Genomic DNA, 22,209 nt, shown 5'->3' on the forward strand with positions numbered 1-22,209 from the left:
ACAGGCCGTTGCTGATCGGTGTTGCGGGGCGTTGAAAGCAGGGGTTACAGCGGACGACCGATTTGGTTGCAGACGCTGGTGTTGCCGATGCCTTGGGCGTTGGAAACGGTCGCGAAGGTGTCGGTTACCGCTTGTTTCCAGTTAGCTGGCAGCGGTACGAAGCGGTTGTCGTTGATGGCGGTGTCGTTGTTGATGGCTGCATCGTAGTGACGCAGGAAGAAGTCTTGCACTTGGGCAGTCTGGGCAGCGTTGGCGTAGCACTGGCTGAAGATCAGGTTAGTGAAGCCCAGGATCGGGTAGCCGGTGGATGGGTAAGCGAAGGTGGCTGGAGCGCTCGCAGCAGCAGCAAACACCGGAACCCAGTTATCCTGGTTGGTGGCGTCGATAACCGAACCATCAGGGCGGACTTGGGTGGGTGCAAGGATCTGACCGATAGCGGCCGACACGTTGCCTGGAGCAGGCGACACACCACCAATCTTGGCAACTTTGGTGGCGTCATCCAGACCGGCCAAAGTAGTGGCCGCGTAGTCCGGGCTCATGTAGGTGATACGGCCTTGGGCAGCGTTCAGTGCGTTCATCACACCTTGGCTGGTGGTCGCAGGCACAGCATTGGCTGGCACGGAACCGGCGCTGACGCCAGCAACGAAACCATAACTGTCTTTGAAGGTAGTGGTGATGGCGAACTTCTTGGCTTCGGTGCACTTGGCGTTGAGGAAGCGGGTGAACAGCTCGGTGGTACCGCTCGACTCGTCACGGTAAACCACGACGATTGGGCCAGTACGACCGGAGCCGGTGATTTGGTTCCAGGTGGTCAGGCGACCGGAGAACACGCCGCACAGTTGCGGAACAGTCAGGTCAACCGCGTTGGTGCCGGTCTTGTTGAACGGAATGGCAACCGAAGTGGCCACCGAAGGCACCTGAATCAATTTGCCCCAGCCTGCTTCTTTGTTGTTTTTGTAAGCCAGCAGCTCGGCAGCCGACAGCTTGGAATCGCTACCCGCCCAGTGCACGTTCTTGTTGGTCACACCGGCGACAAACTTGGTGTAGTCGTTGTTCAGGAAGGCCGCCTTGCCGTTGCCGCTGCCGACGCCGATGTAAGGGGCGAAGCCGGCAGTCAGTACGCCAGGAGTCTGGTACAGAGGCTGTGGCAGAGTGGCGCCGCCGCCGTTTACGTCTGCGAATGCAGCCTGTGCCGAGCACAGGGCAGCGAGGGTCATGGATACCGCGAGAACGTTGCGCTTAAACATGAAGAAGCTCCTTTCGTCGTGTTTGTACGTTTGGGGTAGATGGCTCTTGCATGACGCCATGGCTTCGGTCCCAAGCCGTCTTGCGGGGGTGGCCAGGGGTGAAAACCATGGGAGAGAAAGTCGCAGTTTCCGATGACGGTTATGGGAAAAAACCTCGGGAGAAAACGCTTGATTTTTAAAAAGATTCTCGGGTGTTTTGGTCATGCTTTTGAGCGGTTTTGGGGTAGGTGACAGCGAGGTTTCAGTGGGTGGGGCTGCAGGCCGTATGGAGCTTGGGATGTGACGGAATGAGGAACCCGAGGTTGGACGGGAGTACCCAAAATTCACTGAACACACACAGACCCCATGTGGGAGCGGGCTTGCTCGCGAATGCGGTGGGTCAGATATGAATTCAGTAACTGACCCTCCGCTTTCGCGAGCAAGCCAGCTCCCACACAAGCCAGCTCCCACAGTTGATCTGTGTTCACACAGCAAGATCAGGTGACGAGTTGGTTGATTTCGATGATGGGCAGCAATACGGCCATGACGATGACGAGCACGACCGCGCCCATCACCACGATCATCAACGGCTCCAGCAGCGCGGTCATGCCCATCGCCCGCCGCTCTATATCCCGCGATAACGTCTGCGCCGCGCGCTCCAACATCGGCGGCAGCGAACCGGTTTTTTCGCCGCTGGCGATCAGGTGGATCAGCACCGGTGGGAACACCTTCTCCACCGCCAGCGCCGGGGCGAGGTTGACGCCTTCGCGCACCTTGGCGGTGGCATCCGAGACGCACTGGTCGAGGCGGTCGTTGGACAGGGTTTGGCGCGCCGCCTCCAGCGCACGCAATAGCGGCACACCGGCGCCGCCGAGGATCGCCAGGGTCGAGGCGAAGCGTGCCGTATTCAACCCCAGCACAAAGCGCCCGATCAGCGGCAGGCGCAATACGCGGCTATGCCAATTCAGGCGCGCCACGGGATTGCGCAGATACAGGCGCCAACTCCAGAAACCGCCGACGATCCCGGCAAAACACAGCCAGCCCCAGGCGCGGATGAAGTCGCTGGCGTTGAGCATCGCCAGGGTCAGCCCCGGCAGGTCCTGGCGCGCTTGGGAGAACGCGCTGACCACCTGCGGCACCACGTAGCTCAACAGGAAAATCACAATGCCGATGGACACCAGCCCCACCACGCCGGGGTAGATAAACGCGGTGAGGATCTTGCCGCGCAGGTTGTTGCGTTCCTCGATGTAGTCGGCGAGGCGCTCCATCACCTGGGCCAGGTCGCCAGACTCCTCCCCCGCCGCGATCAGCGCGCGGTAGATCGACGGAAAGTCCCGTGGCCGTGCGGCCAACGCCTCCGCCAGGCGCATGCCGCCGCGCACGTCGGCGCGCACAGCCGCCAGGGTCTGGGCGATGTGTTTTTTCTCGGCCTGCTCCACCGTCGCGCTCAGCGCCGCTTCCAACGGCAGGCTCGCGCCCAGCAGGCTGGCCAACTGGCGCGTGGCCCAGGCCAGGTCGTTGTCCGAGAGCTTGGGGGTGAACACACTGCTGCCGCCCGCCGCTTGCTGGTTGCCTTCGAGCTGCACCCGCAACGCGGTCAAACCGCGCCCGCGCAGGTTGGCAAACGCCGCGCTCTGGCTGTCGGCCTCCACATGCCCGGACTCGACCTTGCCGCTGGCATCGGCGGCTTCAAAACGATAGCGATTCATCAGGCGTCCCGTGTCACACGCAGGATTTCTTCGGGGGCGGTGGCGCCGCTGCGCACCCAGCGCTCGCCGTCTTCACGCATGCTGAACATGCCGGCGCGGCGGGCGGCCAGGCGCAGGTCCTGCTCACCGGCGCCCTGGTGGATCAGGCTGCGCACGTCGTCGTCAACGCTGAACAACTCGTGAATACCCGTACGGCCGCTGTAGCCGATCCCGTTGCAGTGCCCACAGCCAACCGGGCGCCAAGTGCCGGGCGCGGCCGGATCTTCCTGCTTGCAGTGCGGGCACAGGCGGCGCACCAGGCGCTGGGCCAACACGCCCAACAACGACGACGCGAGCAGGAAGGGTTCGACGCCCATGTCGATCAAGCGGTTGACCGCAGACACCGCGTCGTTGGTGTGCAGGGTCGCCAGCACCAGGTGACCGGTGAGCGAGGCCTGCACGGCGATTTGCGCGGTCTCCAGGTCGCGGATCTCGCCGATCATGATGATGTCCGGGTCCTGGCGCAGGATCGCGCGCAGGGCGAGGCCGAAGGTCATGTCGATCTTGGCGTTGACCTGGATCTGGCTGATGCCCGGCAAGTCGTATTCCACCGGGTCTTCGACGGTGAGGATATTGCTGGTGCTCGCGTCCAGCCGCGCCAGGGCGGCGTAGAGGCTGGTGGTCTTGCCGCTGCCGGTGGGCCCGGTGACCAGCACGATGCCGTGGGGCTGGCGGATCAGGGTGTCGAGGCGCGCCAACAGCTGGGGCTCCATGCCCAGGGTTTCCAGTTGCAAGCGCCCGGCTTGTTTGTCCAGCAGGCGCATGACCACGCGTTCGCCATGGCCGGTGGGCACCGTGGACACGCGAATGTCGATGGGCCGCCCGGCCACGCGCAGGGCGATGCGGCCGTCCTGGGGCAGGCGTTTTTCGGCGATGTCGAGTTGGGCCATGATCTTGATCCGCGAAACCAGCGCGCCGTGCAAGGCCTTGCGGGGGGACACGACGTCGCGCAGGGTGCCGTCGACGCGGTAGCGCACCACGGAGTGGGTTTCGTAGGGTTCGATGTGGATGTCGCTGGCTTCGTCGCGGGCGGCTTGGGTGAGCAAGGCGTTGATCATGCGGATGACGGGGGCACCGTCCTGGGTGTCGAGCAGGTCGGTGACTTCGGGCATGTCTTGCATGAGGCGGTCGAGGTCGACCTCGTTTTCGGCGGCGCCGACGACGGCGGCGGCGCTGCCGGTGTCGGCGTAGGCGCTGGTGAGGAGGCCGTCGAGTTCGTCGTCGCGCACTTGTTCGATGGGGGATGGGCCGAATTGGCGGTGGACTTCGCTGATGGACCAGCCGGGGGTTGAGGGGCACACCGTTAGCAGCATGCCTTCGGCGTTGGTGCGCAGGAGGATGCGTTGGGATTTGGCCCAGGCGTAGGGGAGTAGGCTCATTGGAGTACATATCCGTTTTTTTGGTCACGGCGACTATTGGTTCCGCCCTTACGGCGGCTCACTTTTGAAGAGCGCAAAAGTAAGCAAAACGCTCTTGCCCCAACACTCGGCACCTCGCATAGGCTCGGTGTGCCCGTAATCCGACATGGATTTGGGGGGCCGCCGCCACGCGCCATCCATGGCGCGGGGCGGCTAAACCGGCATCCCTGCCGGTTTACCCCCCAAATCCATGTCGAATTCCGGCCAGCGTGTTTAACGGGGCGCCTAAGATCAAAATCAAAATCAAGATCAAAAACAAAGCGAGGCGGCCTGACAGCCGACCTCATCGACGAAGCTTGCGCGTTCCCCTGTGGGAGCTGGCTTGCCTGCGATGGCATCGACTCGGTGTGCCTGATGTACCGAGGTGTCTGCATCGCAGGCAAGCCAGCTCCCACATAAGTTCAGCTCCCACAGGTTTCACTGCATTCCAGGTTTAGAACCGGGTTTGTACGGCCAGCTCGAGCGTTCTCGGCGATCCCAGGTAGTAAGCCGGTGAAACATGCGCAAACTCGGCATACACCTCATTCGTCAGGTTGCGCACTCGACCCGTCAAAGAGGTGTGTTGATCCACCTTGTAGCGCAGGAACGTGCCGAACAACGTGTACGCCGGCACGGTCAGGGTGTTGGCGTTATCCGCATACACCTGCGCGACATACCGCGCGTCCACACCGCCTTGCCAGTCTTCAGCGAAGTCATAGGTCAGCCACAGGTTGCCCACGCGCTTGGGCACGTTGGTCGGGGTGTTGCCCTTGCGTGACACCACGGCGCCGCTGGCGATTTTTTCGTTGAACTCATCATATTCGGCGTCGACCCAGGCGAAATTGCCTTCGGCCAGCAACCGTGGGGTGATGCGCAATGAACTGGCCAACTCGATGCCTCGGGAGGTCTGTGCGCCCACGGGGATGCTGCTGGTCGGGTCCAGTGGGTCGGTGACGGCAAAGTCCTTGCGTTCGATCCGGTAGGCGGCAACGGTGGCCGAGCCACGGCCGTCGAGGTAGTCGAACTTGCTGCCCACTTCCCACTGTTTGCCGGTGGATACATCGAACACCTGGGTCGTGGTCGCCGGCTGCTCGGCGGCGGTGCTGTATTGCAGGTATATATTCGCCGAGGGGATGAACTGGTAGGTCAGGCCGACGCGTCCGGTCAATGGCTCCCAGCTGCGTTTGAAGTGTCGCGGGTTGGTGGCGGTTACCGTGCCGTGGTTGGTCACATCCAGGTCGATGGCGTCATACCGCAAGCCGGTCAGCAGCGACAGTTTGTCGGTGAGGCCCAGGCGGTTTTCCACGAACAGGGCGCGGGTGGTGACCTCGTTGGTCTTGTCCTTGATAAAGCCAGGTCGGGTGCCCGGGATGGCATAGAAATGCCCCGGGTCGAAGTGGTTTGGGTCAACCGCGCTGTTGCCCGCTGCGCGCAGTGGGCTGCTGGTGGTGCTGTTGACCTTGTATTCGAAGCCGCCGGACCAGGTGGTCGCCAGGCCAAAGACGCTGGCGTCGTGGCGCAGCTCGAACTGGTTGCCATTCTGCTCGCCCTGGTGGCGCACCTGATAGGCGGTCGAACGGTTTACCGCGCTGTTGTCGGCGTTGTACTGGTAGGTCTCCAGGTTGCGGTAGTCGCGCTGGCTGTCGAGGTGATAAAGGGTGTTTTTCAACGTGGTGTTGTCGTTGATCCGGTAGTCGATGATCGACCGCGCCCACAGGGTGCGCTGCTCATAACGGCCGTCGGCGACGTTGTAGTTGTTGAAGCGGTTGTGCCGGTCGATCTTCAGCTCGCCCGCCTTGGGATTGAGCACCGGGGTGCCCCAGTAAGGGCTGTCCTCATGTTCGTCCTGGTATTCCAGGGCCAGGGTGTGGGACAGGGCTGGCGTGAGGTCGCTGAGCAGGGAAAACGCCAGGCTCCAGGCCTCGCGTTGATCGCGCTCGATATAGCTGTGGTTGCTGTTGCGGCTCACATCCAGGCGCGCGTAGTGCTGCACCGCGGCGCCCGGTTCCGTGAGGGCGTGGTTGAGGCCGAAGGCGATGCCAGTGGTGTCGTAGCTGCCATAGCTGAGCTGGCCTTGCGCCGCCTGTTCTTCGCGGCCGGCGAGCTTGGTCACGTAGTTGAGCGAACCGCCCACGGAGCCGGCACCGTTGATGAGGGAGGAGGGGCCGCCCACCAGTTCCACCCGGTCGTAGATCCAGGCATCCACCGGACGGGCCAGGCCGGTCGCGACGTTGATGCCATTGAACATCTGGGTGATCTGGCTGCTGGTAAAGCCACGATAAGACACGAACCCGCCAAACCCCGGCGGTGCGCTGGCGTTGACGCCGGGCAGGGTGTTGGCCGCATCGCGGAAGGTCTTGGCGCCGTGGCGTTCGATATCGTTGCGGTTGGCGATGGCCACCGACGCCGGGGTTTCCCGCACGCTCAGCCCAAGCCTTGAGGCCATGCCGCTGGATTGATCCAGGGTCAGGCCGGGTTCGGCGCTTTGCTCGCCATCGATGGTGGTGGGTGCCAGCTCTAAGGCCCAGGCGCAGACAGGCAGGCAGCCGAACAGGCCGGCCAACAGGGGTAGATGTTTCATGGTTGAATCCTGAAAAACTTGGCTTGAAAACAACGCACAGCCGCGCGCACTCCCTCAGGGATGCAGTGCTCCGTGCAGATCAGACAGCGAAGGGATCAGGCGACAGCAGGTGGCGCACGCGGGTGAGCCGTGGGCCAGGTAAAGCGGGCAGGGATGTCAGCGGCCAGCACCACCGCAGGCGGTGGCGCATGGGGTTGGGGCAATACCGCCACATTCAGGCTGGAACTCAGGGCCGGGCCCATTCCGCCGCTGGAACACAGCGGGCAACCGAACGCCTTGGCCAGGGTCGGCAGGCTTTCATCGGTGGAGCTGGCAGGGGCGGGCGCCTGGGTGCGCGGGTCTACCGTACAGAACTGGCCGCCGATGCCGTTGAGCTGCATGCCGACCATTTGCCCGTGACCGATGCTACAGGCGAACACATTGAACAGGACGCAGCAGTAGAGCATCCAGGCAATGAGTGAGCGGTCGGTGCGGGCGAATTTCATGGGGCGGCACTTTACCATCAGCCGCCGACGAAATGCCTGCAAAAAAACTCAGGGCGACTATCCTCTTTCGGACTTTTCTAGGGAGAGCCAGCCATGAGCTTCGTCATTGCGCGATGGATCGTCGGGGTGTTTACCTGCATCAGCATGGTCCACCTTTACTGGGCTGCCGGCGGCAAGCTCGGCAGCCTCGCCGCCATCCCCCAACTGCCCGGCGAATTTGCCCGGGGGCCAAGGCCGGCGTTCAAGCCTTCGGCACTGGGCACCTTGCTGGTGGCGATGGGCTTGGTGGCGATTGCGTTGCTCGTGTGCCTGCGCGCCGGCTTGTACTTTTCGGCGGTGTCCCATGGCGCGTTGCAGTGGGGCATCAGCGCGATAGCCCTGGTGATGTTTGCCCGGGCGATTGGCGATTCGGAGCTGGTGGGGTTTTTCAAGAAGGTCGGTGGTTCGCGGTTTGCCCGGCTGGATACGTATTTCTATTCGCCGTTGTGCCTGGTGCTGGGGGTGGGGTTGTTGGTCGTGGCGTGGAGTTGAAAAGGCACCTGCGCAAATAAAAATCGCTCGCATCCTTGCCCGATCTTCCGCGCTGCCCGTCATGGTTAATAGAACCTCTATTACCCAGGACTTCCCATGTCGCTTGCCCGTCCCTTGCACCCACTGGCCCTGTCAGTGGCGATGGCTTTTGCTGCTGTGCCGTTGCTGAATATCCCGTCCGTTTGTGCTGCCGAGAGCGCCAGCAGCGTGCGCGGTTTCTCGATTCCCGCTGGCGATTTGAGCCAGGCCCTCAATAGCCTTGCCGAGCAGGCTGGCCTGGTGCTGGCGTTCGATGCTGGCCTGACGCGTGGCAAACACAGCAACGGCTTGAGCGGGCAGTACGATACCGATGTGGCATTGACCCAGTTGCTCGCCGGCAGCGGCTTGCAGGCGCTGAAGCTCTCCGCCGATCGCTATCGCCTCGAAGCCATCCCGGATAACGGCGCGGCCATGGAGTTGCAGGCCACCACCATCAGCGGTGCCTACCCGAGCGAAAGCCCGACCGGACCCGTGGCCGGTTATGTGGCCACCCGCAGCCTGTCGGGCACCAAGACCGACACGCCGATCATCGAGACCCCGCAGTCGATCTCCATTGTCACCAAAGACCAGATGCGCGCGCAGAACGCCGAGAGCCTCAACCAGATCCTGCGCTACAGCGCGGCTGTGGTCCCGGAAACCCGTGGCGCCACCGCCTCGCGTCTCGACCAGTTGACCATCCGTGGTTTTTCGCCCGCCACTTACCTCGATGGCCTGCGCATGCCATCGAGCCGCGACGCGTTGCCGCAAAAGGATGCCTTTGACCTGGAACGCGTCGAAGTCCTGCGTGGCCCGGCCTCGGTGCTGTACGGGCAGGGCACGCCCAGCGGCGTAATCAACATGGTCAGCAAGCGCCCGCTGGACACACCGTTTCATGAGGTGGGCGTGGAGTACGGCACCTTCGACAAGAAGCGCACCACCTTCGACCTGAGCGGCCCGATAGATGACCAGGGCGTGTATTCCTACCGCGTGGCCGGGCTTTTCGACGATGCCGACGGGCAGGTGGATCACACCGAAACCCGCCGCCAGGCCCTGTCCAGCGCCTTCACCTGGCGCCCGGATGACGACACCTCGCTGACCCTGCTCGGGCATTTCCAGAAGGACCCCAAGGGCGCGTCCTATGGCTCGGTGCCGGCGTGGGGCTCGGTGTTGCACAGCCCCACCGGGCACGCTATCGATGTGGGTTTCTATGACGGCGAGAAGAACTTCGAGAAAAGTGACCGCGAGTACTACTCCATCGGCTACGCCTTCGAACACCGTTTCAACGACGTATGGACCGTGCGCCAGAACGCGCGTTACCTGCGCAGCGAAGGCCAGTACCGCAGCCTCTACAGCAACTACCTGATGACGGACTACCGCACCATCCGCCGCTCGACCATCGCCAGCGATGTGAACATGGACGCCTACACCCTCGACAACCAGCTGCAGGCCAAGTTTGATACCGGCCCGTTGCAGCACACCTTGTTGATGGGCCTCGACTACCAGAACACCAGCACCGACACCCAGTCCGGCTCCGGCGTCTACACCGCCGGGCCGACCCTGGATATTTTCAACCCGGTGTACGGCGCGGCGGTGCCGGTGCCGGCGTACACCACCGACGGCACCTCGCGCAGCGAACAGACCGGCGTGTACCTGCAGGAACAGATGAAGTGGGACCAGTGGGTGTTGCTGCTGGGCGGGCGCTATGACTGGGCCAGCACCGATAACAGCACCCAGACCCTCAGCACCGGCGCCAAGAGCAAGTCCTCCCTGGACAGCAAGGCCTTCACCGGCCGCATCGGCCTGGTCTATCTGTTTGATAACGGCCTGGCGCCGTATGCCAGCTACTCGGAGTCGTTCAACCCGCAGTCGGGCACCGGCTACGGTGGCTCGGTGTTCAAGCCGACCGAAGGCAAGCAGTATGAAATTGGCATCAAATACCAACCGCCGGGCAGCAACAGCTTTATCACCGCAGCGATCTTCGACCTGCGCCAGAGCAATGTGCTGACCACCGATCCAGACCCGACCCACCTGTGCGGCACCGGCCGCTGCCAGAGCCAGGACGGCGAAGTGCAATCCCGTGGCTTTGAGCTGGAAGGCAAGGCCAGCCTCAACGACAACCTGGATATCACCGCGGCTTATGCTTACCTGGACAACCGCATCAGCAAGTCCAACAGCACCGTGCGCTATGCGCCGATCAGCGACATCGGCGTAGGCCCGGCCATCGCCGCCGAAGGCACCACCACCTACGCCGTGCCTCGCCACACGGCGTCGGCCTGGGCGGACTACACCTTCCACGACGGCCACCTCAAGGGCTTCGGCGCCGGTGCCGGTGCGCGTTATGTCGGCTCGTCCTGGGGCGACACGGCCAACACCCTGAAAGTGCCGGGCTACACCTTGTTCGACGCTGCGGTGCATTACGACATCCCGAACATCACCAGTCTCAAGGACAACCTGCGCCTGGCCCTCAACGCCACCAACCTGGCGAATAAAGAGTACGTCGCGTCGTGCTATTCCTACTCGTGGTGCTGGTATGGCTCACAGCGCACGCTACAAGCGAGTGCTACCTATCAGTGGTGATAAGGCACTTTAATGGCCCCTGTGTAACAAAATCCTCGGCAGAATCGCTTTTATTTTCAGTCGGTTAGTCGGGGATGTTAATGCGCACTGTTGGAATCATGCTGATCGCCTGTTCACTGGCAGGCGGCGCGGCTGCCGTGCAGGCACGGGAGCTGCGCGAGGGTGACAAGTACATGTGCAGCTGGGGCGCGGGCACGGCTGCCAGGGCCCAGGAGTTGAAGCTGTCGGGGGTGTCGTTGTATGCGGCGCGGCAGAAGATTCAGACCATCAAGTTCAACAAATCGTGGATGCGCATGATGGCCATGGGCATCACCGAGCAGACCTATGACAGTCGCTCCCGGCTCAAGCCCGAAGCGATCCGCCAGAGTTTTTACCAGGATTGCGTGCGCTACAAAGTGGCGCGCAAATAGCCGGTTCAGTGCGACAGCGGTGAGCTGGCGTCCTCCTGGAAATACACCTTCGCCGTTTCAATAAACCGCCGATTGGCCTGGGACAGGTATTCGCTGCCCCGCCAGCACAGGTTGAAATGCATGAACTGCGCAGGCTCGAAAGACACCCCGGCCAAGCCGGGCTCCTGTTCCTGAACCGAACGCAGCAGGGTGGAAAGCCCCATGCCACTGCGCGTGGCGGCAATCACCAGCGGCACGAAGTTGCTTTCCAGGACGATGTTGAAGCGCACCCGGGCATGGCTGCAAAACGCATCCAGCAGGTGACGTTGCAGGAAGGTGTTGTCAAACACCAGCATCGGTTCGCCCTGCAAGCGCTCGGCCGCGACCGAGGCTGCGCTCGCCAATGGGTGCTGCTCATGCATGCATAGCACCATCTCGTCGCTGCCCAGCAATACCGAGTGCCAATCCGGATCGACGCGCCGCGACTCCAGCAGCGCCACATCAATATCCCGTGTGGCCAGGCGCGCGCTGATGTCATCGGCGCTGCCTTCCACCACGTGCATGGCAATGCCGGGGTAATGCGCGCGGAACTGCATCAGCAGCTCGGGAATATGGCGGATGCCGTACATCGGCGGGATGCCGACGCGGATTTCGCCGCTGTGCAATTGCGTCAAATCCTGCAACTCACGACGGGCCCCCGCCAACCCTTGCAGGCAGGCTTCGGCGCGGGCGAGGAACAGTTGGCCTTCGGCCGTCACGCTGATCTGCCGCGTGGCACGGTTGAAGAGGGCCACGCCCAGCTCATCTTCCAGGCGGCTGACCGCCATGCTCAGCGCCGGTTGCGCCACATGCAGGGCCTGCGCGGCCTTGGTAAAGCTGCCTTGGCGGGCGATTTCGACGCAGTACTCCAGGGCTTTCAGGTTCACGAACGCTCACATAACAAATAGTGATGGGATGTTTCACAAATGGATATTTTTTGTGATGAGGGACAGTCTATAACCTGTCGGCACTCTTCTCCATGCCGGACTTCATCATGACCCTCAACCTTCGCCAGTATTGGCTTGTTACCCTGATTGTCGGCGCCTTGGGCGGCAGCCTGGCGCAATGGGCCGGTTGGCCGTTGCCCTGGGTGATCGGCTCATTGCTGGCGGTGCTTGTCAGCCGATGTGGCGGCGCGAGGGTTCCGCAAATTCCCCATGGGCGCGAGGCCGGGCAGTTGATTGTCGCCGTGGCCATTGGCTGCCACTTCACCTTGCCGGTGATGCAACAAGTGGTCGCGCACCTCGGGCTGATCGTCACGGCGGTGCTGCTGACGCTGGTGCTGGCATTGGCCTCGGTGTGGTTGCTGCATCGCTGGGGCGAGGCCTTTGGCACCGCGTTTTTTGCGCTGATGCCGGCCAACTCCACGGAGATGGTCCACCTGGGCCGCCAGCGCCAAGCCGACCCCGGTTTCATCGCCGCCGCGCACAGTCTGCGGCTGTTGCTGATCCTGCTGGCAGTGCCTGCGGTCGCTACTTTTGGTTTGGCGCATACCGCCGCCCCCGCGCCATTGCCGGTGATCTGGCCCTGGCTGATCTTTATCCTGGGTATCAGCCTGCTGGCAGCGATGGGGTTCAAACGCTGCAACCTGCCCAATCCCTGGACCTTCGGCCCGTTCCTGATTTGCGCCGTGGGCGTCGCCTGCAACAACTTGTCGATGAGCATGCCCGGCTGGCTCAGTGGCGTTGGCCAGTTGCTGATCGGCTGTGCATTGGGCGCGGCGTTTGACCGCAGCTTTTTCCGTCGCGCCCCAGGCTTTCTCGTCAAGGTGCTGGTGCTGCTGAGCGGCTCGATAATCGCCACCGCGCTGGCGGCCTGGGCGCTGGGCATGTGGCTGGGCATGCCGTGGCTGTCGCTGGCCCTGGGCATGATGCCCGGCAGTGCGCCGGAGATGAGCCTGACTGCCGAGGCCTTGGGGTTGGCCGTGACGTTGGTGACGGCGATGCAGGTGATGCGCATGCTGCTGATCCAGGCGGCGTGCTTGCCGTTGTATCGGCTGTTGAGCTGCTCTTGGATAGGCAGAGTGAGCATTGCTGCTGGACCTGTGGCGAGGGAGCTTGCTCCCGTGACGGACTGTCCTGCGACCGAGTCTCACCGGATGTAAATCGGTTCAACTGTGGGAGCTGGCTTGCCTGCGATAGCCTTTTTCGCAGGCGCCCGAGCTTTGGTAGGTGTATGCGGTCCAAATGTGGGAGCGGGCTTGCTCGCGAAGGCTATGTGTCAGGCGTTGCATGTCTTTGATCGGAGTACATATCCGTAATTTAGGTAACGGCTGATTAGGGTTCCGCCCTTACGGCGGCTCACTTTTGAAGAGCGCAAAAGTAAGCAAAACGCTCTTGCCCCACCACTCGGCACCTCGCCTAGGCTCGGTGTGCCCTCTCTCCGGCTTGAATCCGTGGGCCGCCGTCATGGGCCATCCCTGGCCCAGGACGGCTAACCCGGCGTCCTGCCGGGTTACCCACGGATTCAAGCCTGCGTTCGGCCAGCGTGGTTAACGGGGCGCCTAAGATCAAAAGCTGAAAAGCCAAAGCCAAAGCCAAAGCCAGAGCCAGAGCCAGAGCCAGAGCTTCGGGTTTTGTCAGGTCCAGTAGTTGTGTAGATACCTATGCTTGGATAGGGCTAACAGGGACTGCTGCCAAACCTGTGACCCTCTAGCGAGGCGGTTTACAAAACCACGACAATTGCTGTGTTTCTATTTGCATACAATTGCACGCTTCGTCGCAAGTAGAGCAGGTCGTTGCCGGACCATGTACCAGCCAGAGCCTTCATCACCCAACAGCCTGCGCCACTTCGCGGTCGGCGTGCTGTGTATCGCGGTGCTGCTGGGCGGTTACTTCATGCACATCAACGCCAGCGCGGATCGCCAGCGGGCCGAGGCGGCTGAGCGTTTGGTGCTGTGCCAGCAGGTGGAGCGTCTGGCCAGCGCCGCTGCGTCCGGCGGCCTGAAACTGGGCGACAGTTGCGCGAGCAACGGTGGCGAAGTGTCAGGTCGCATTAATCAATAACCCTCTTTAATAAAGGGAAATGTACGTCGCAAGTATCCCCCTTACTTGCACCAAAAAGTGGCACTCATATACCCGGCCACCTTAAAAAACATGTGGTTATTGAATGACTTACGGCTGTTTTAATCCGACGAAAGGATGGATTTTTACTTGTTACAGCTTTTTACAATCGCTACTATAGCCGGGCGTTCACCTCCCACGGTTTATGCATTTTTAAATCCCAAGTTTCCATCAGCTACTTGGGATTTTTTTTGCCCGCGATTTGACCCGGCGTCAAACTTCAATAGCGGCAAACTCCGCGCGCATCCGGCCATTGCGTTTGGCCTGGTACAGCAACTTATCGACCTGTTCGACAAACCCCAGCATTGCGCTGCTGGGTGTCACGGTGTGGGTGCCCACGCCGAGGCTCAGGCTCAGCCATTTCGAGACCGGGGAAAACCCATGTTCGATCTGCTGCTGACGTATCAGATGCAGGCAGCGTTGCGCGACGAGTTTGGCCGATGCGGCGTCCGTTTCCGGCAACAGCCACACAAACTCTTCACCGCCGATGCGCGCGATGAAGTCCCGTGGGCGGTTGGCCGCTTGTGACAGGGTGTGTGCCACCTGGCGCAGGCATTCGTCGCCCTTGATATGGCCGTAGTGGTCGTTGTACTGCTTGAAAAAGTCGATATCGAGGATAATCAACGACAGGGGCAATTGGCTGCGCTGGGCGCTGGTCCATTCGCGCTCCAGCACGGTGTCGAACATGCGTCGGTTGGCGATGCCGGTGAGGCCGTCCTGGAAGGAGTATTCCTCCAGTTGTTTCTGCAGGCGGATCAGGTGTTCTTCGGTCTTCTTGCGTTCACTGATATCGAACATAAAGCCAATCAGCGCTTCGACTTCGCCGTCCTTGCGCACCACATGCACCACATCGCGGATCCATACGTAGTCGCCGTTCACCGTCAGCGCGCGATAGTCGGCCTCGTGGTCCACGCCGGCGCGGGATTGCGACACGCAGAAATTCACCACGTACTCGCGATCATCCGGGTGCATGCGTTCGACCCAGTCATCTACGCTGACCCAGCTTTGCGGGGTCCAGCCCAGCAGCGTTTCGATCTGCGGGCCGATGTAGCTGAAGGTCATGGTCTGCCAATCGATGCGCCAGGGGATGGCCTTGGTCGATTCCAGCAGGGTCTTGTACACATCGCTATCGGGCGGGCTCGGGGGAACGATGCTCATCGGTGGCGGCTCCGGGAGTGGCGAAAAGCCAAGAGCGTCTGGTGATCGCGGGTGGGAGTCAAGCCTTCGCCGTGGCAGCAGACGAGAGGTCGTGTGCTGGGTTTCTGGCGCCAGCGGGCCAGCGCTTTACGGGCGAAATGAGGCGTGGCTAACACTTTTGCATTAATTCTCCAGGTGCGGCCAAACCTCAACTAATCTGGTCGAATCCAACCAGCAGGGTAGAACCCAGGGACGGGGGCTTATCATGATTTCCATCATCGAACTCAATCGCATCATGGCCGTGGGTTTTCTGCCACTGGCCTGCGACTGCACCCTCAATGGCGACGGTTCGCTGCGCATCAGCGTATTCGAGCCGGTGTCCGGGCGCGTCGATCTGTTGCTGACCCGGGTGTCGCCCGAAGGTCTGGACAGCATCCGTGCCATCTCAAACCTGATCGGTGAGTTGCGCACCGAGATCAAGGCCGGGCGCCGGGGGTTTGCGGCGGTGGGTTAGCTGTTGACGGTGTCTGTGGCGGTTGTGGCCGCGCCGTAGTAGCGCCAGCAGCAATGGCGGTGTTCGGGCAGGATCACGCAGCCGCTGAGGCTGGCGATCAGCAGGGCGGCAACCAGCATGGATAGGCGACGGGACATGGTATTTCCTCTGGGTGTGTGCGGCGTTATTCCTTTAACGTCGCCGCCTGCATAAATCCGTCGCGCGGCTTTCAAACATTTCATCAAGCGCTGTCATCCCTTGGGCAATACTGCCCTTCAAGCACTCCCGGAAAAAAACCTGCGTGCCCTGCGACGGATTTTCCGGCACCCGCCGTTCAACCCATCAGCCGCGAACATTTTCGTCCGCCGCCTGAAGGAGTTGCCATGAGCACACTGGCCCAATTGCGCTATGCCTTGCTGGTCCCGCTGGTTTTCGCGGCGTTTGTCAGCACCCCGACGTTTGCCCAGACCGAAGTCATCATTCGCCAGGCGCCGCCGGTGGAGCGTGTCGAGGTGATCCCCGCCGGGCGCCCGGGTTACGCCTGGGACCGTGGCCATTGGGGTTGGCAGCGCGGCGCCTATGCCTGGGTGCCGGGGCACTGGCAGCCGGTGATGCGCAATGCGCGCTGGCAGCCCGGGCACTGGGAGTCCCGTGGCCCGAACTGGTACTGGCGTGAAGGCCGTTGGATGCGCTGAAACCTGCTACTTAGCCTGCGGACCGAGAATTCCCCGATTGAAAGACACTGATCCGGACGTTGAGCTGCTGGCGCGTATTGGCAACAACGAACCTGCGGCCGTCAACGAAATGGTGACGCGCAAGCTCCCGCGTTTGCTGGCGCTCGCCAGTCGGATCCTGGGGGATGCCGATGAGGCCAGGGACGTGGCCCAGGAGAGCTTTCTACGTATTTGGCGTCAGGCGGCGAGCTGGCGGGCCGGCGACGCGCGATTTGATACCTGGTTGCACCGGGTTGCGTTGAACCTGTGCCGCGACCGCCTGCGCCGGCGCAAGGAGCGCCCGCTGGACGAAGACGAGGCGCTGGCGCTGGCCGACAGCGCACCGTCGCCCGACGAACACCTTGAAGCCGCAGAGCGCAGCGCGCGGATGGCCGCGGCGTTGGCCGCATTGCCCGAACGTCAGCGCGAAGCGATTGTGTTGCAGTATTACCAGGAGCTGTCGAACATCGACGCCGCGGCCTTGATGGAGATCAGCGTCGAGGCACTGGAGAGTCTGCTGTCGCGGGCTCGCCGCCAGCTGCGCAATAGACTTGCCGACACACCAGGGCTTGCCCGCCCAGGAAGGGAAAAACCATGACGCCCGAACGATTCGCCTATTTGGCTGATGCCTATGGAGCCAACCTGCATCGCTGGCCTCACGCTGAACAGGCGCCAGCCCAGGCCCTGCTCGACAGCGGCAACCCCAGCGCCCGGCAGGCCTTGCATGAGGCCGCTGGGTTGGATACGCAGTTGGATGCTCACTCAGCGCTACTCAGCGATCCGGCGCTGGCCAGGCAGATTCGCCAATCCGTACCGCGCCGGGCGTCATTCCTGTCGCGGTATGCCACCTGGCTGTCACCCGCCGGCCTGGTGGGCGTGGGGATTGCCGGCATTGCCGCCGGGGTGTTGGTGGCCTCGATGAGTGTGCCGCTGCCAATGCTGTCTTCCGAAGTGCTGCCCAGTGTCTTCGATCAGGGCGATGCGGAAGTCGTGTTTAGCGTTAACGCCGAGGAAACCGAACAATGACGCCCAAGTCCCTTAAACCGTGGTTGGCGCTATCGGTGTTGCTCAACGTGTTTTTGATCGGTGGCGTGGGCGGTGGCCTCTACCATTGGATGGCGACGGCCAAACCCGTCGAAGCGGTGGTCAACCAACACGGGCTGCGCCAGGCGATGTTCAAGTTGCCACCGGAGCGCCGCCGGGAACTGCGCCAACTGCTGCGGCATAACCGTGCCGACAGCCAGCCGTTGATTATGGCCGGTCGCGAAGCCCGGCTTGGGGTGATCCAGCAACTGCAAGCGCCGACACTGGAGCGTGACGTACTGGTGGCCGAGTTGGCCAAGGCGCGCGAAGCGGATATGGCCTTGCGCGCGCTGGTGGACACGACGCTGGCACAATTCGCCAGCACGCTGCCCCAGGCTGAGCGACAGAACCTGGTGGAGGCGTTGTATTTGCGAGGGCAGGCCAAAACAAAACAGAAATGAAGGTTACAGGCGACGCAGGAAGGATTTGACGATATGTCGGGTGGCGTCGGTGGTGTCCAGTTGGTCCATCGCGCCATAGGCATGCCACTGGCAATCGACTATTTCGTTACAAGGCTTTGCATCGGCGATGTTCACCACCGACGCCTCGAACACATGATGCAACGTGTCGCGCGCCTTCAATTCCTGCAAATACAGCAACCCGTCCACGTTGAGCCCGGTTTCTTCCTGCAGCTCCCGTTCAGCGGCGCCAACCGGACGCTCGCCGGGTTCGACCTTGCCGCCCGGCAGTGCCCATTTCGATCTGGCCTTGCGCACGAAGAGGATTTGCCCCTCGTGTTCGCAAATGACCGTTGCGCGAATTTTCATCGTCTGTGCCCCCGCAGGTGGATGATTGTCATAAAAGTGTAATGCAATTGTCATGCTAAGTGCTGGTGGCGAGGGCCTCAAGGTATGTGGATACTGCGCCCTTGATTTGAACGGCCGAGGAACATAGATGGACACCGTACGTTGGGGGATGATCGGTTGTGGCAGTGTCACTGAGGTAAAGAGTGGACCCGCTTACTACAAAGTGCCAGGTTCGGCGCTTGTGGCCGTGATGGGGCGCCGTGAAGAAGCGGTGCGCGATTATGCGGCACGCCATGGCATTGCCCGCGTCTATACCGACGCCCAAGCGCTGATCCACGACCCTGAAGTGGATGCGGTGTACATCGCCACGCCACCCTCCAGTCACCTTGAATACAGCCTGATGGTGGCGGCAGCCGGCAAGCATTGTTGCGTCGAGAAACCCATGTCGATGAATGCCGAGCAAAGTGCGTTGATGCAACGCACCTTCGAGCGCGCCGGGTTGCATCTGTTCGTCGCCTACTACCGGCGCTCGCTGCCGCGCTTCCAGCAGGTGCGGGATTGGCTGCAGGAAGGGCGCATTGGCGAGTTGCGCCACCTGACCTGGACCCTGTGCAAACCGCCTGCCGTCGAAGATGCCAGCGCAGCCAACTGGCGCACTGACCCGGCGATTGCCGGTGGTGGCTACTTTGCCGACCTGGCGAGCCATGGCTTCGACCTGTTTCAGTACCTGGCCGGGGACATCATTGAAGTGGCCGGCTTTACGTCGCGCCAGGAAGGCCGTTATGCCGCCGAAGATGCAGTGACCGCCAGCTGGCGTTTCGCCTCGGGTGCACTGGGCATGGGCTGCTGGAATTTCGTCGCGGACCGCCGTGAAGATCGTGTCGAGTTGATTGGCAGCCGCGGCCGTATCGAGTTTTCAGTGTTCGACGAGCAACCGTTGCGGCTTGCCGGCGAAACCCACGAGGTGCTTGAAGTGCCGTGTCATGCGCATATCCAGTGGCATCACGTGCTGGGCATGAACGCGCATATCCGCGGTGAAGCCGAGCATCCGTCGTTGGCCATCGAGGCGTTGAAGACCGATCGGATCCTGGACAAGGTGCTGCAACGTAACCCCTACCATCCTGGGTAGGCGCGATAGGGTGAGTTTTTTCCAAGGAAACCGACGAATGAAATACTGGATGGTGTTGTGGCTGGTCATGGCCACAAGTGCAGCCGCCGCCCCGCGTATCCAAGGGACGCCGGGCGAGTTTGATTTTTATGTGTTATCGCTGTCGTGGTCACCGACGTTTTGCCTGACGCACCCGGACAACGAGCAGTGTTCGGGCAAAGGCTATGGTTTTGTGCTGCACGGTTTGTGGCCGCAGTACGCCCGGGGCGGCTGGCCGGCGTCATGTGCCCCGCAGGCACGGTTGACCCGCGAGGAAATGGACAAGGGCGCGGCGTTGTTCCCGACCCGTGCACTGCTCAAGCATGAATGGGCCAAGCATGGCACCTGTTCCGGGCTTGAGCCGTTGCAATACCTGGACAAGACCGACGAGGCGCTCGGCGTGGTCGTTATCCCGCCGCAACTGCAGCCGTTCAATACCCCACCTGCGTTGCCGGCCCGTGAGATCGAGGCGCTGTTTCGCGAGAGCAACCCGCGCATGGGCAACCATGGCCTGGCGGTGATCTGCAAGGGCAAGGTGTTGTCGGAAGTGCGCGTGTGCCTGACCAAGGACCTCGCGTTCGCCGGCTGCCCGCGCAGCGTGAAGAGCACCTGCCGCGAGGGCGACATCCGCATTCCGGCCCAGCGCTAGGGCAGCGTTGCGACGCGATAGCGCTCGTCGAAGTCCTCGGCCAACTGCGCCAGGCTGACATCGCCCAGGCGCTTCAACAGCAGGGCCTGGGCCTGTTCGAAGGCGTCGGTCAGGGCGGCGTTCACCGCCTGTTCCACCAGGCATTCCGGGTGGTCGGTGGACAGGCCGATGGCAAAGATCGACGGTGTGCCCAGGGCGCGGTGAATATCCAGCAAGGTGATTTCACTCAAGGGTTTGCCCAGTGTCCAGCCGCCCTGGTGGCCCTTTTCCGAGCGTACGTAACCTTTTTCCTTGAGCAACCCAAGCGTGCGCCGCACGACCACCGGGTTGGTGCCGAGCATCTGTGCGATGGTCTCCGAGGTCGCGCGTTCTTCATGGCGGCCCATATGGATCAGCACGTGCAGCATGCGCGAAAGCCGGGTGTCGTTTCTCATCAAAAAACCTCAGGGTCGATTCGCTGCGAAGTATCGTTCGTAACCTAAAAAGTTGCGAGACTCTTGACGCTGTATTTTCATGTAACTTATGGTGTGCCGTGATAGCGCAAGGACCCCCTGGCGCAGAAAAACACGGAGTCACCGATCATGCTGTATGACGTCATTATCGTGGGCGGCAGTTATGCCGGCCTGTCTGCGGGCCTGCAACTGGCAAGGGCGCGACGCAAGGTGCTGGTGATCGATGCGGGGCAGCGGCGCAACCGGTTTGCCGCCACCTCCCATGGCTTTCTCGGCCAGGACGGCCAGGCGCCCGACGTTATCGCCGCCGAGGGGCGCAGCCAACTGATGGAGTACCCGACAGTGAGTTGGGTGCAGGACAGCGTGCTCCAGGCCCATGGCCAGGCGGACGGGTTTCGCATCAGCACCCAATGCAACGGCGAATTTGACGCCCGCCGCCTGATCCTCGCGACCGGCGTAGTGGACGAGTTGCCCGCTGTCGAGGGCCTGCAGGAGCGCTGGGGCTCGCGGGTATTCCATTGCCCTTACTGTCATGGTTATGAGCTGGAACAAGGGCGCATCGGTGTATTGGCCAGTTCCGCGCTGGCAATGCATCACGCGCTGATGTTGCCGGACTGGGGCCCGACCACCTTATTCACCAACGACGTATTCACCCCGGATGCCGAACAGCGGGCGCAGTTGGAGCGGCGTGGCGTCCACTGGGAAAGTGGCGCGGTGCGCCGCATCAGCGGTGAGCGGGCCGATGTGGAGTTGGCGGACGGCCGGGTCTTCAGCCTGGATGGCCTGTTCACGCTACCGCGTACGCGAATCAGCCCGCTGGTCGAACAGTTAGGCTGCGCAAGGGTCGATGGCCCTACGGGCCCTTATGTCAGCAGCGACGAAACTCGCCAGACCTCCGTCCCCGGCGTATTTGCCTGTGGCGATGCTTCCCTCGCCGCCGGTTCCGTGGCGTTGGCGGTGGCCGAAGGTGTGCGTGCCGGGGTGGGCACGCACGTGTCCTTGATTAATGGTTGAGGTACACCGGGCTGTCCGTGGACAGCGATGCCTTCACCCCATGGCTGGTGTCGCTGACCAGCACTTCTTCGCGGTTCTCGGCCAGGGCTTGCAGGGTCAGTGCGACCACTTCCTGAGGCGTGCTTTTCGGCGCCTGCACCTCGGCGACCATGTCGGTGTCAATGTAGGCGGGGTGCACGCCGATGACCAGGGTGCCTTGTGCGCGCAACTCGCCGCGCAGGCCGTTGGTCAAGCCCCACTGGGCGGACTTGGACGTGCTGTAGCCGCCCGTGCCCGGCGGGCTCAGCCAGCTCAGTACCGAGAGCACGTTAATCAGCGCGCCGCCGCCTTGGCCGGCGAGGATCGGTGCGAACGCGCGGCTTACACGCAAGGTGCCAAAGGTGTTCACGTCAAAGTGCTGCTGCAGGTTCTCCACGCTGTCTTCGGCCAGCAGCGAGCCGTACTGGAGAAAACCGGCGTTGTTGATGACCACGCTGACGTCGCGGCACTGCTGCGCGGCGTGCTGCACGCTGGCGGCGTCGGTGATGTCCAGGGCGATCGGCGTGCTGCCTGGAATATCAACGCTGGCAGGGTTGCGCGCGCCGGCGTAGACCTTGGCCGCGCCGGCTTCGAGCAGTGCGCTGACGAACGCTTTGCCCAGGCCACGATTGGCACCGGTGACCAGTACCACTTTTCCACGAATGTCCATGCTGAACTCCATGCTGCGAATTAGGTTTAATAAT

The 22,209-nt window shown here is 62.2% G+C and carries 24 protein-coding genes; 13 read left to right on the forward strand and 11 right to left on the reverse strand.

Going from position 1 to position 22,209, the window contains the following annotated elements; translation table 11 throughout:
* Positions 1 to 44: 44 nt before the first annotated feature.
* From NUV89_RS04010 to NUV89_RS04030, 5 genes are all read right to left on the reverse strand, one after another.
* Positions 45 to 1,247 (reverse strand): substrate-binding domain-containing protein, encoded by a 1,203-nt coding sequence (locus NUV89_RS04010; RefSeq protein ID WP_257780379.1) that lies wholly within the window; start codon positions 1,245 to 1,247, stop codon positions 45 to 47.
* Positions 1,248 to 1,723: 476 nt separating this feature from the next.
* On the reverse strand, positions 1,724 to 2,935 hold the full coding sequence (gene gspF, locus NUV89_RS04015; protein WP_257780380.1) for a type II secretion system inner membrane protein GspF: 1,212 nt from the start codon (positions 2,933 to 2,935) through the stop codon (positions 1,724 to 1,726).
* Positions 2,935 to 4,353, reverse strand: a complete 1,419-nt coding sequence (gspE, locus tag NUV89_RS04020) for a type II secretion system ATPase GspE (protein WP_257780381.1) — start codon at positions 4,351 to 4,353, stop codon at positions 2,935 to 2,937. The genes gspF and gspE overlap by 1 nt, the downstream gene beginning before the upstream one ends.
* A gap of 472 nt (positions 4,354 to 4,825) precedes the next feature.
* Entirely contained in the window at positions 4,826 to 6,952 is a 2,127-nt protein-coding gene (locus NUV89_RS04025) for a TonB-dependent siderophore receptor (RefSeq protein ID WP_257780382.1), read from the reverse strand.
* Between the two features lie 95 nt (positions 6,953 to 7,047).
* Positions 7,048 to 7,437 (reverse strand): DUF2946 domain-containing protein, encoded by a 390-nt coding sequence (locus tag NUV89_RS04030; protein WP_257780383.1) that lies wholly within the window; start codon positions 7,435 to 7,437, stop codon positions 7,048 to 7,050.
* A gap of 93 nt (positions 7,438 to 7,530) precedes the next feature.
* Here NUV89_RS04030 and NUV89_RS04035 point away from each other — a divergent pair, with 93 nt between their 5' ends.
* The 3 genes from NUV89_RS04035 (at position 7,531) to NUV89_RS04045 (ending at position 10,973) form a co-directional block, all read left to right on the forward strand.
* A complete protein-coding gene (locus tag NUV89_RS04035; RefSeq protein WP_257780384.1) occupies positions 7,531 to 7,968 on the forward strand; it encodes a DUF3995 domain-containing protein in 438 nt (145 codons plus the stop codon).
* A 96-nt stretch (positions 7,969 to 8,064) separates the two neighbouring features.
* The gene (locus NUV89_RS04040; RefSeq protein WP_257780385.1) at positions 8,065 to 10,563 is read left to right on the forward strand and encodes a TonB-dependent siderophore receptor; all 2,499 of its coding nucleotides are present in this window, start codon (positions 8,065 to 8,067) and stop codon (positions 10,561 to 10,563) included.
* Between the two features lie 80 nt (positions 10,564 to 10,643).
* Complete coding sequence (locus NUV89_RS04045) at positions 10,644 to 10,973, forward strand: hypothetical protein (protein ID WP_026136677.1); 330 nt, start codon at positions 10,644 to 10,646, stop codon at positions 10,971 to 10,973.
* A gap of 5 nt (positions 10,974 to 10,978) precedes the next feature.
* Here the strand turns inward: NUV89_RS04045 and NUV89_RS04050 are convergent, their stop codons facing one another.
* On the reverse strand, positions 10,979 to 11,878 hold the full coding sequence (locus NUV89_RS04050) for a LysR family transcriptional regulator (RefSeq protein WP_257780386.1): 900 nt from the start codon (positions 11,876 to 11,878) through the stop codon (positions 10,979 to 10,981).
* A 107-nt stretch (positions 11,879 to 11,985) separates the two neighbouring features.
* Between NUV89_RS04050 and NUV89_RS04055 the strand changes: the two genes are divergently transcribed.
* Together NUV89_RS04055 and NUV89_RS04060 are read left to right on the forward strand one after the other, a co-directional pair.
* On the forward strand, positions 11,986 to 13,095 hold the full coding sequence (locus NUV89_RS04055) for an AbrB family transcriptional regulator (protein WP_374684456.1): 1,110 nt from the start codon (positions 11,986 to 11,988) through the stop codon (positions 13,093 to 13,095).
* 643 nt (positions 13,096 to 13,738) lie between these two features.
* Positions 13,739 to 13,996 carry a hypothetical protein gene (locus tag NUV89_RS04060; RefSeq protein WP_257780388.1) on the forward strand — a complete coding sequence of 86 codons (258 nt, stop codon included), beginning with the start codon at positions 13,739 to 13,741 and terminating at the stop codon, positions 13,994 to 13,996.
* A gap of 270 nt (positions 13,997 to 14,266) precedes the next feature.
* On the opposite strand, the gene NUV89_RS04065 is transcribed toward NUV89_RS04060, so the two are convergent.
* A complete protein-coding gene (locus tag NUV89_RS04065) occupies positions 14,267 to 15,211 on the reverse strand; it encodes a GGDEF domain-containing protein (protein ID WP_257780389.1) in 945 nt (314 codons plus the stop codon).
* A gap of 244 nt (positions 15,212 to 15,455) precedes the next feature.
* On the opposite strand from NUV89_RS04065, the gene NUV89_RS04070 reads away from it, so the two are divergent.
* Positions 15,456 to 15,704, forward strand: coding sequence for a DUF1652 domain-containing protein (locus NUV89_RS04070; RefSeq protein WP_257780390.1), 249 nt, complete (start codon positions 15,456 to 15,458; stop codon positions 15,702 to 15,704).
* On the opposite strand, the gene NUV89_RS04075 is transcribed toward NUV89_RS04070, so the two are convergent.
* Positions 15,701 to 15,841, reverse strand: coding sequence for a hypothetical protein (locus NUV89_RS04075; protein ID WP_257780391.1), 141 nt, complete (start codon positions 15,839 to 15,841; stop codon positions 15,701 to 15,703). The genes NUV89_RS04070 and NUV89_RS04075 overlap by 4 nt on opposite strands.
* A gap of 225 nt (positions 15,842 to 16,066) precedes the next feature.
* Here NUV89_RS04075 and NUV89_RS04080 point away from each other — a divergent pair, with 225 nt between their 5' ends.
* The 4 genes from NUV89_RS04080 to NUV89_RS04095 are packed head-to-tail and all read left to right on the forward strand — an operon-like array spanning position 16,067 to position 17,880.
* Positions 16,067 to 16,378, forward strand: a complete 312-nt coding sequence (locus NUV89_RS04080; RefSeq protein WP_124529184.1) for a YXWGXW repeat-containing protein — start codon at positions 16,067 to 16,069, stop codon at positions 16,376 to 16,378.
* A gap of 37 nt (positions 16,379 to 16,415) precedes the next feature.
* Positions 16,416 to 16,994, forward strand: coding sequence for an RNA polymerase sigma factor (locus tag NUV89_RS04085; protein ID WP_257780392.1), 579 nt, complete (start codon positions 16,416 to 16,418; stop codon positions 16,992 to 16,994).
* Entirely contained in the window at positions 16,991 to 17,422 is a 432-nt protein-coding gene (locus NUV89_RS04090; protein WP_257780393.1) for a hypothetical protein, read from the forward strand. Before NUV89_RS04085 ends, NUV89_RS04090 begins: the two co-directional genes overlap by 4 nt.
* Positions 17,419 to 17,880, forward strand: a complete 462-nt coding sequence (locus NUV89_RS04095) for a periplasmic heavy metal sensor (protein WP_257780394.1) — start codon at positions 17,419 to 17,421, stop codon at positions 17,878 to 17,880. Before NUV89_RS04090 ends, NUV89_RS04095 begins: the two co-directional genes overlap by 4 nt.
* Before the next feature lie 3 nt (positions 17,881 to 17,883).
* Here the strand turns inward: NUV89_RS04095 and NUV89_RS04100 are convergent, their stop codons facing one another.
* On the reverse strand, positions 17,884 to 18,246 hold the full coding sequence (locus NUV89_RS04100) for an NUDIX hydrolase (RefSeq protein ID WP_257780395.1): 363 nt from the start codon (positions 18,244 to 18,246) through the stop codon (positions 17,884 to 17,886).
* A 127-nt stretch (positions 18,247 to 18,373) separates the two neighbouring features.
* Here NUV89_RS04100 and NUV89_RS04105 point away from each other — a divergent pair, with 127 nt between their 5' ends.
* Positions 18,374 to 19,354: a Gfo/Idh/MocA family protein gene (locus tag NUV89_RS04105; protein WP_257780396.1), complete on the forward strand. Its 981-nt coding sequence runs from the start codon at positions 18,374 to 18,376 to the stop codon at positions 19,352 to 19,354.
* Positions 19,355 to 19,391: 37 nt separating this feature from the next.
* Positions 19,392 to 20,021 carry a ribonuclease T2 gene (locus NUV89_RS04110; protein WP_257780397.1) on the forward strand — a complete coding sequence of 210 codons (630 nt, stop codon included), beginning with the start codon at positions 19,392 to 19,394 and terminating at the stop codon, positions 20,019 to 20,021.
* On the opposite strand, the gene NUV89_RS04115 is transcribed toward NUV89_RS04110, so the two are convergent.
* Entirely contained in the window at positions 20,018 to 20,455 is a 438-nt protein-coding gene (locus NUV89_RS04115; protein ID WP_257780398.1) for an Rrf2 family transcriptional regulator, read from the reverse strand. The two genes, NUV89_RS04110 and NUV89_RS04115, sit on opposite strands and share 4 nt — an antisense overlap.
* A gap of 147 nt (positions 20,456 to 20,602) precedes the next feature.
* On the opposite strand from NUV89_RS04115, the gene NUV89_RS04120 reads away from it, so the two are divergent.
* Positions 20,603 to 21,487 carry an NAD(P)/FAD-dependent oxidoreductase gene (locus NUV89_RS04120; protein ID WP_257780399.1) on the forward strand — a complete coding sequence of 295 codons (885 nt, stop codon included), beginning with the start codon at positions 20,603 to 20,605 and terminating at the stop codon, positions 21,485 to 21,487.
* Here NUV89_RS04120 and NUV89_RS04125 read toward each other — a convergent pair.
* Positions 21,477 to 22,175 (reverse strand): SDR family oxidoreductase, encoded by a 699-nt coding sequence (locus NUV89_RS04125; protein WP_257780400.1) that lies wholly within the window; start codon positions 22,173 to 22,175, stop codon positions 21,477 to 21,479. The genes NUV89_RS04120 and NUV89_RS04125 overlap by 11 nt on opposite strands.
* Positions 22,176 to 22,209 lie beyond the last annotated feature (34 nt).

Origin of the sequence: Pseudomonas sp. 18.1.10, assembly GCF_024655625.1 — a bacterium.
Lineage (GTDB): Bacteria > Pseudomonadota > Gammaproteobacteria > Pseudomonadales > Pseudomonadaceae > Aquipseudomonas.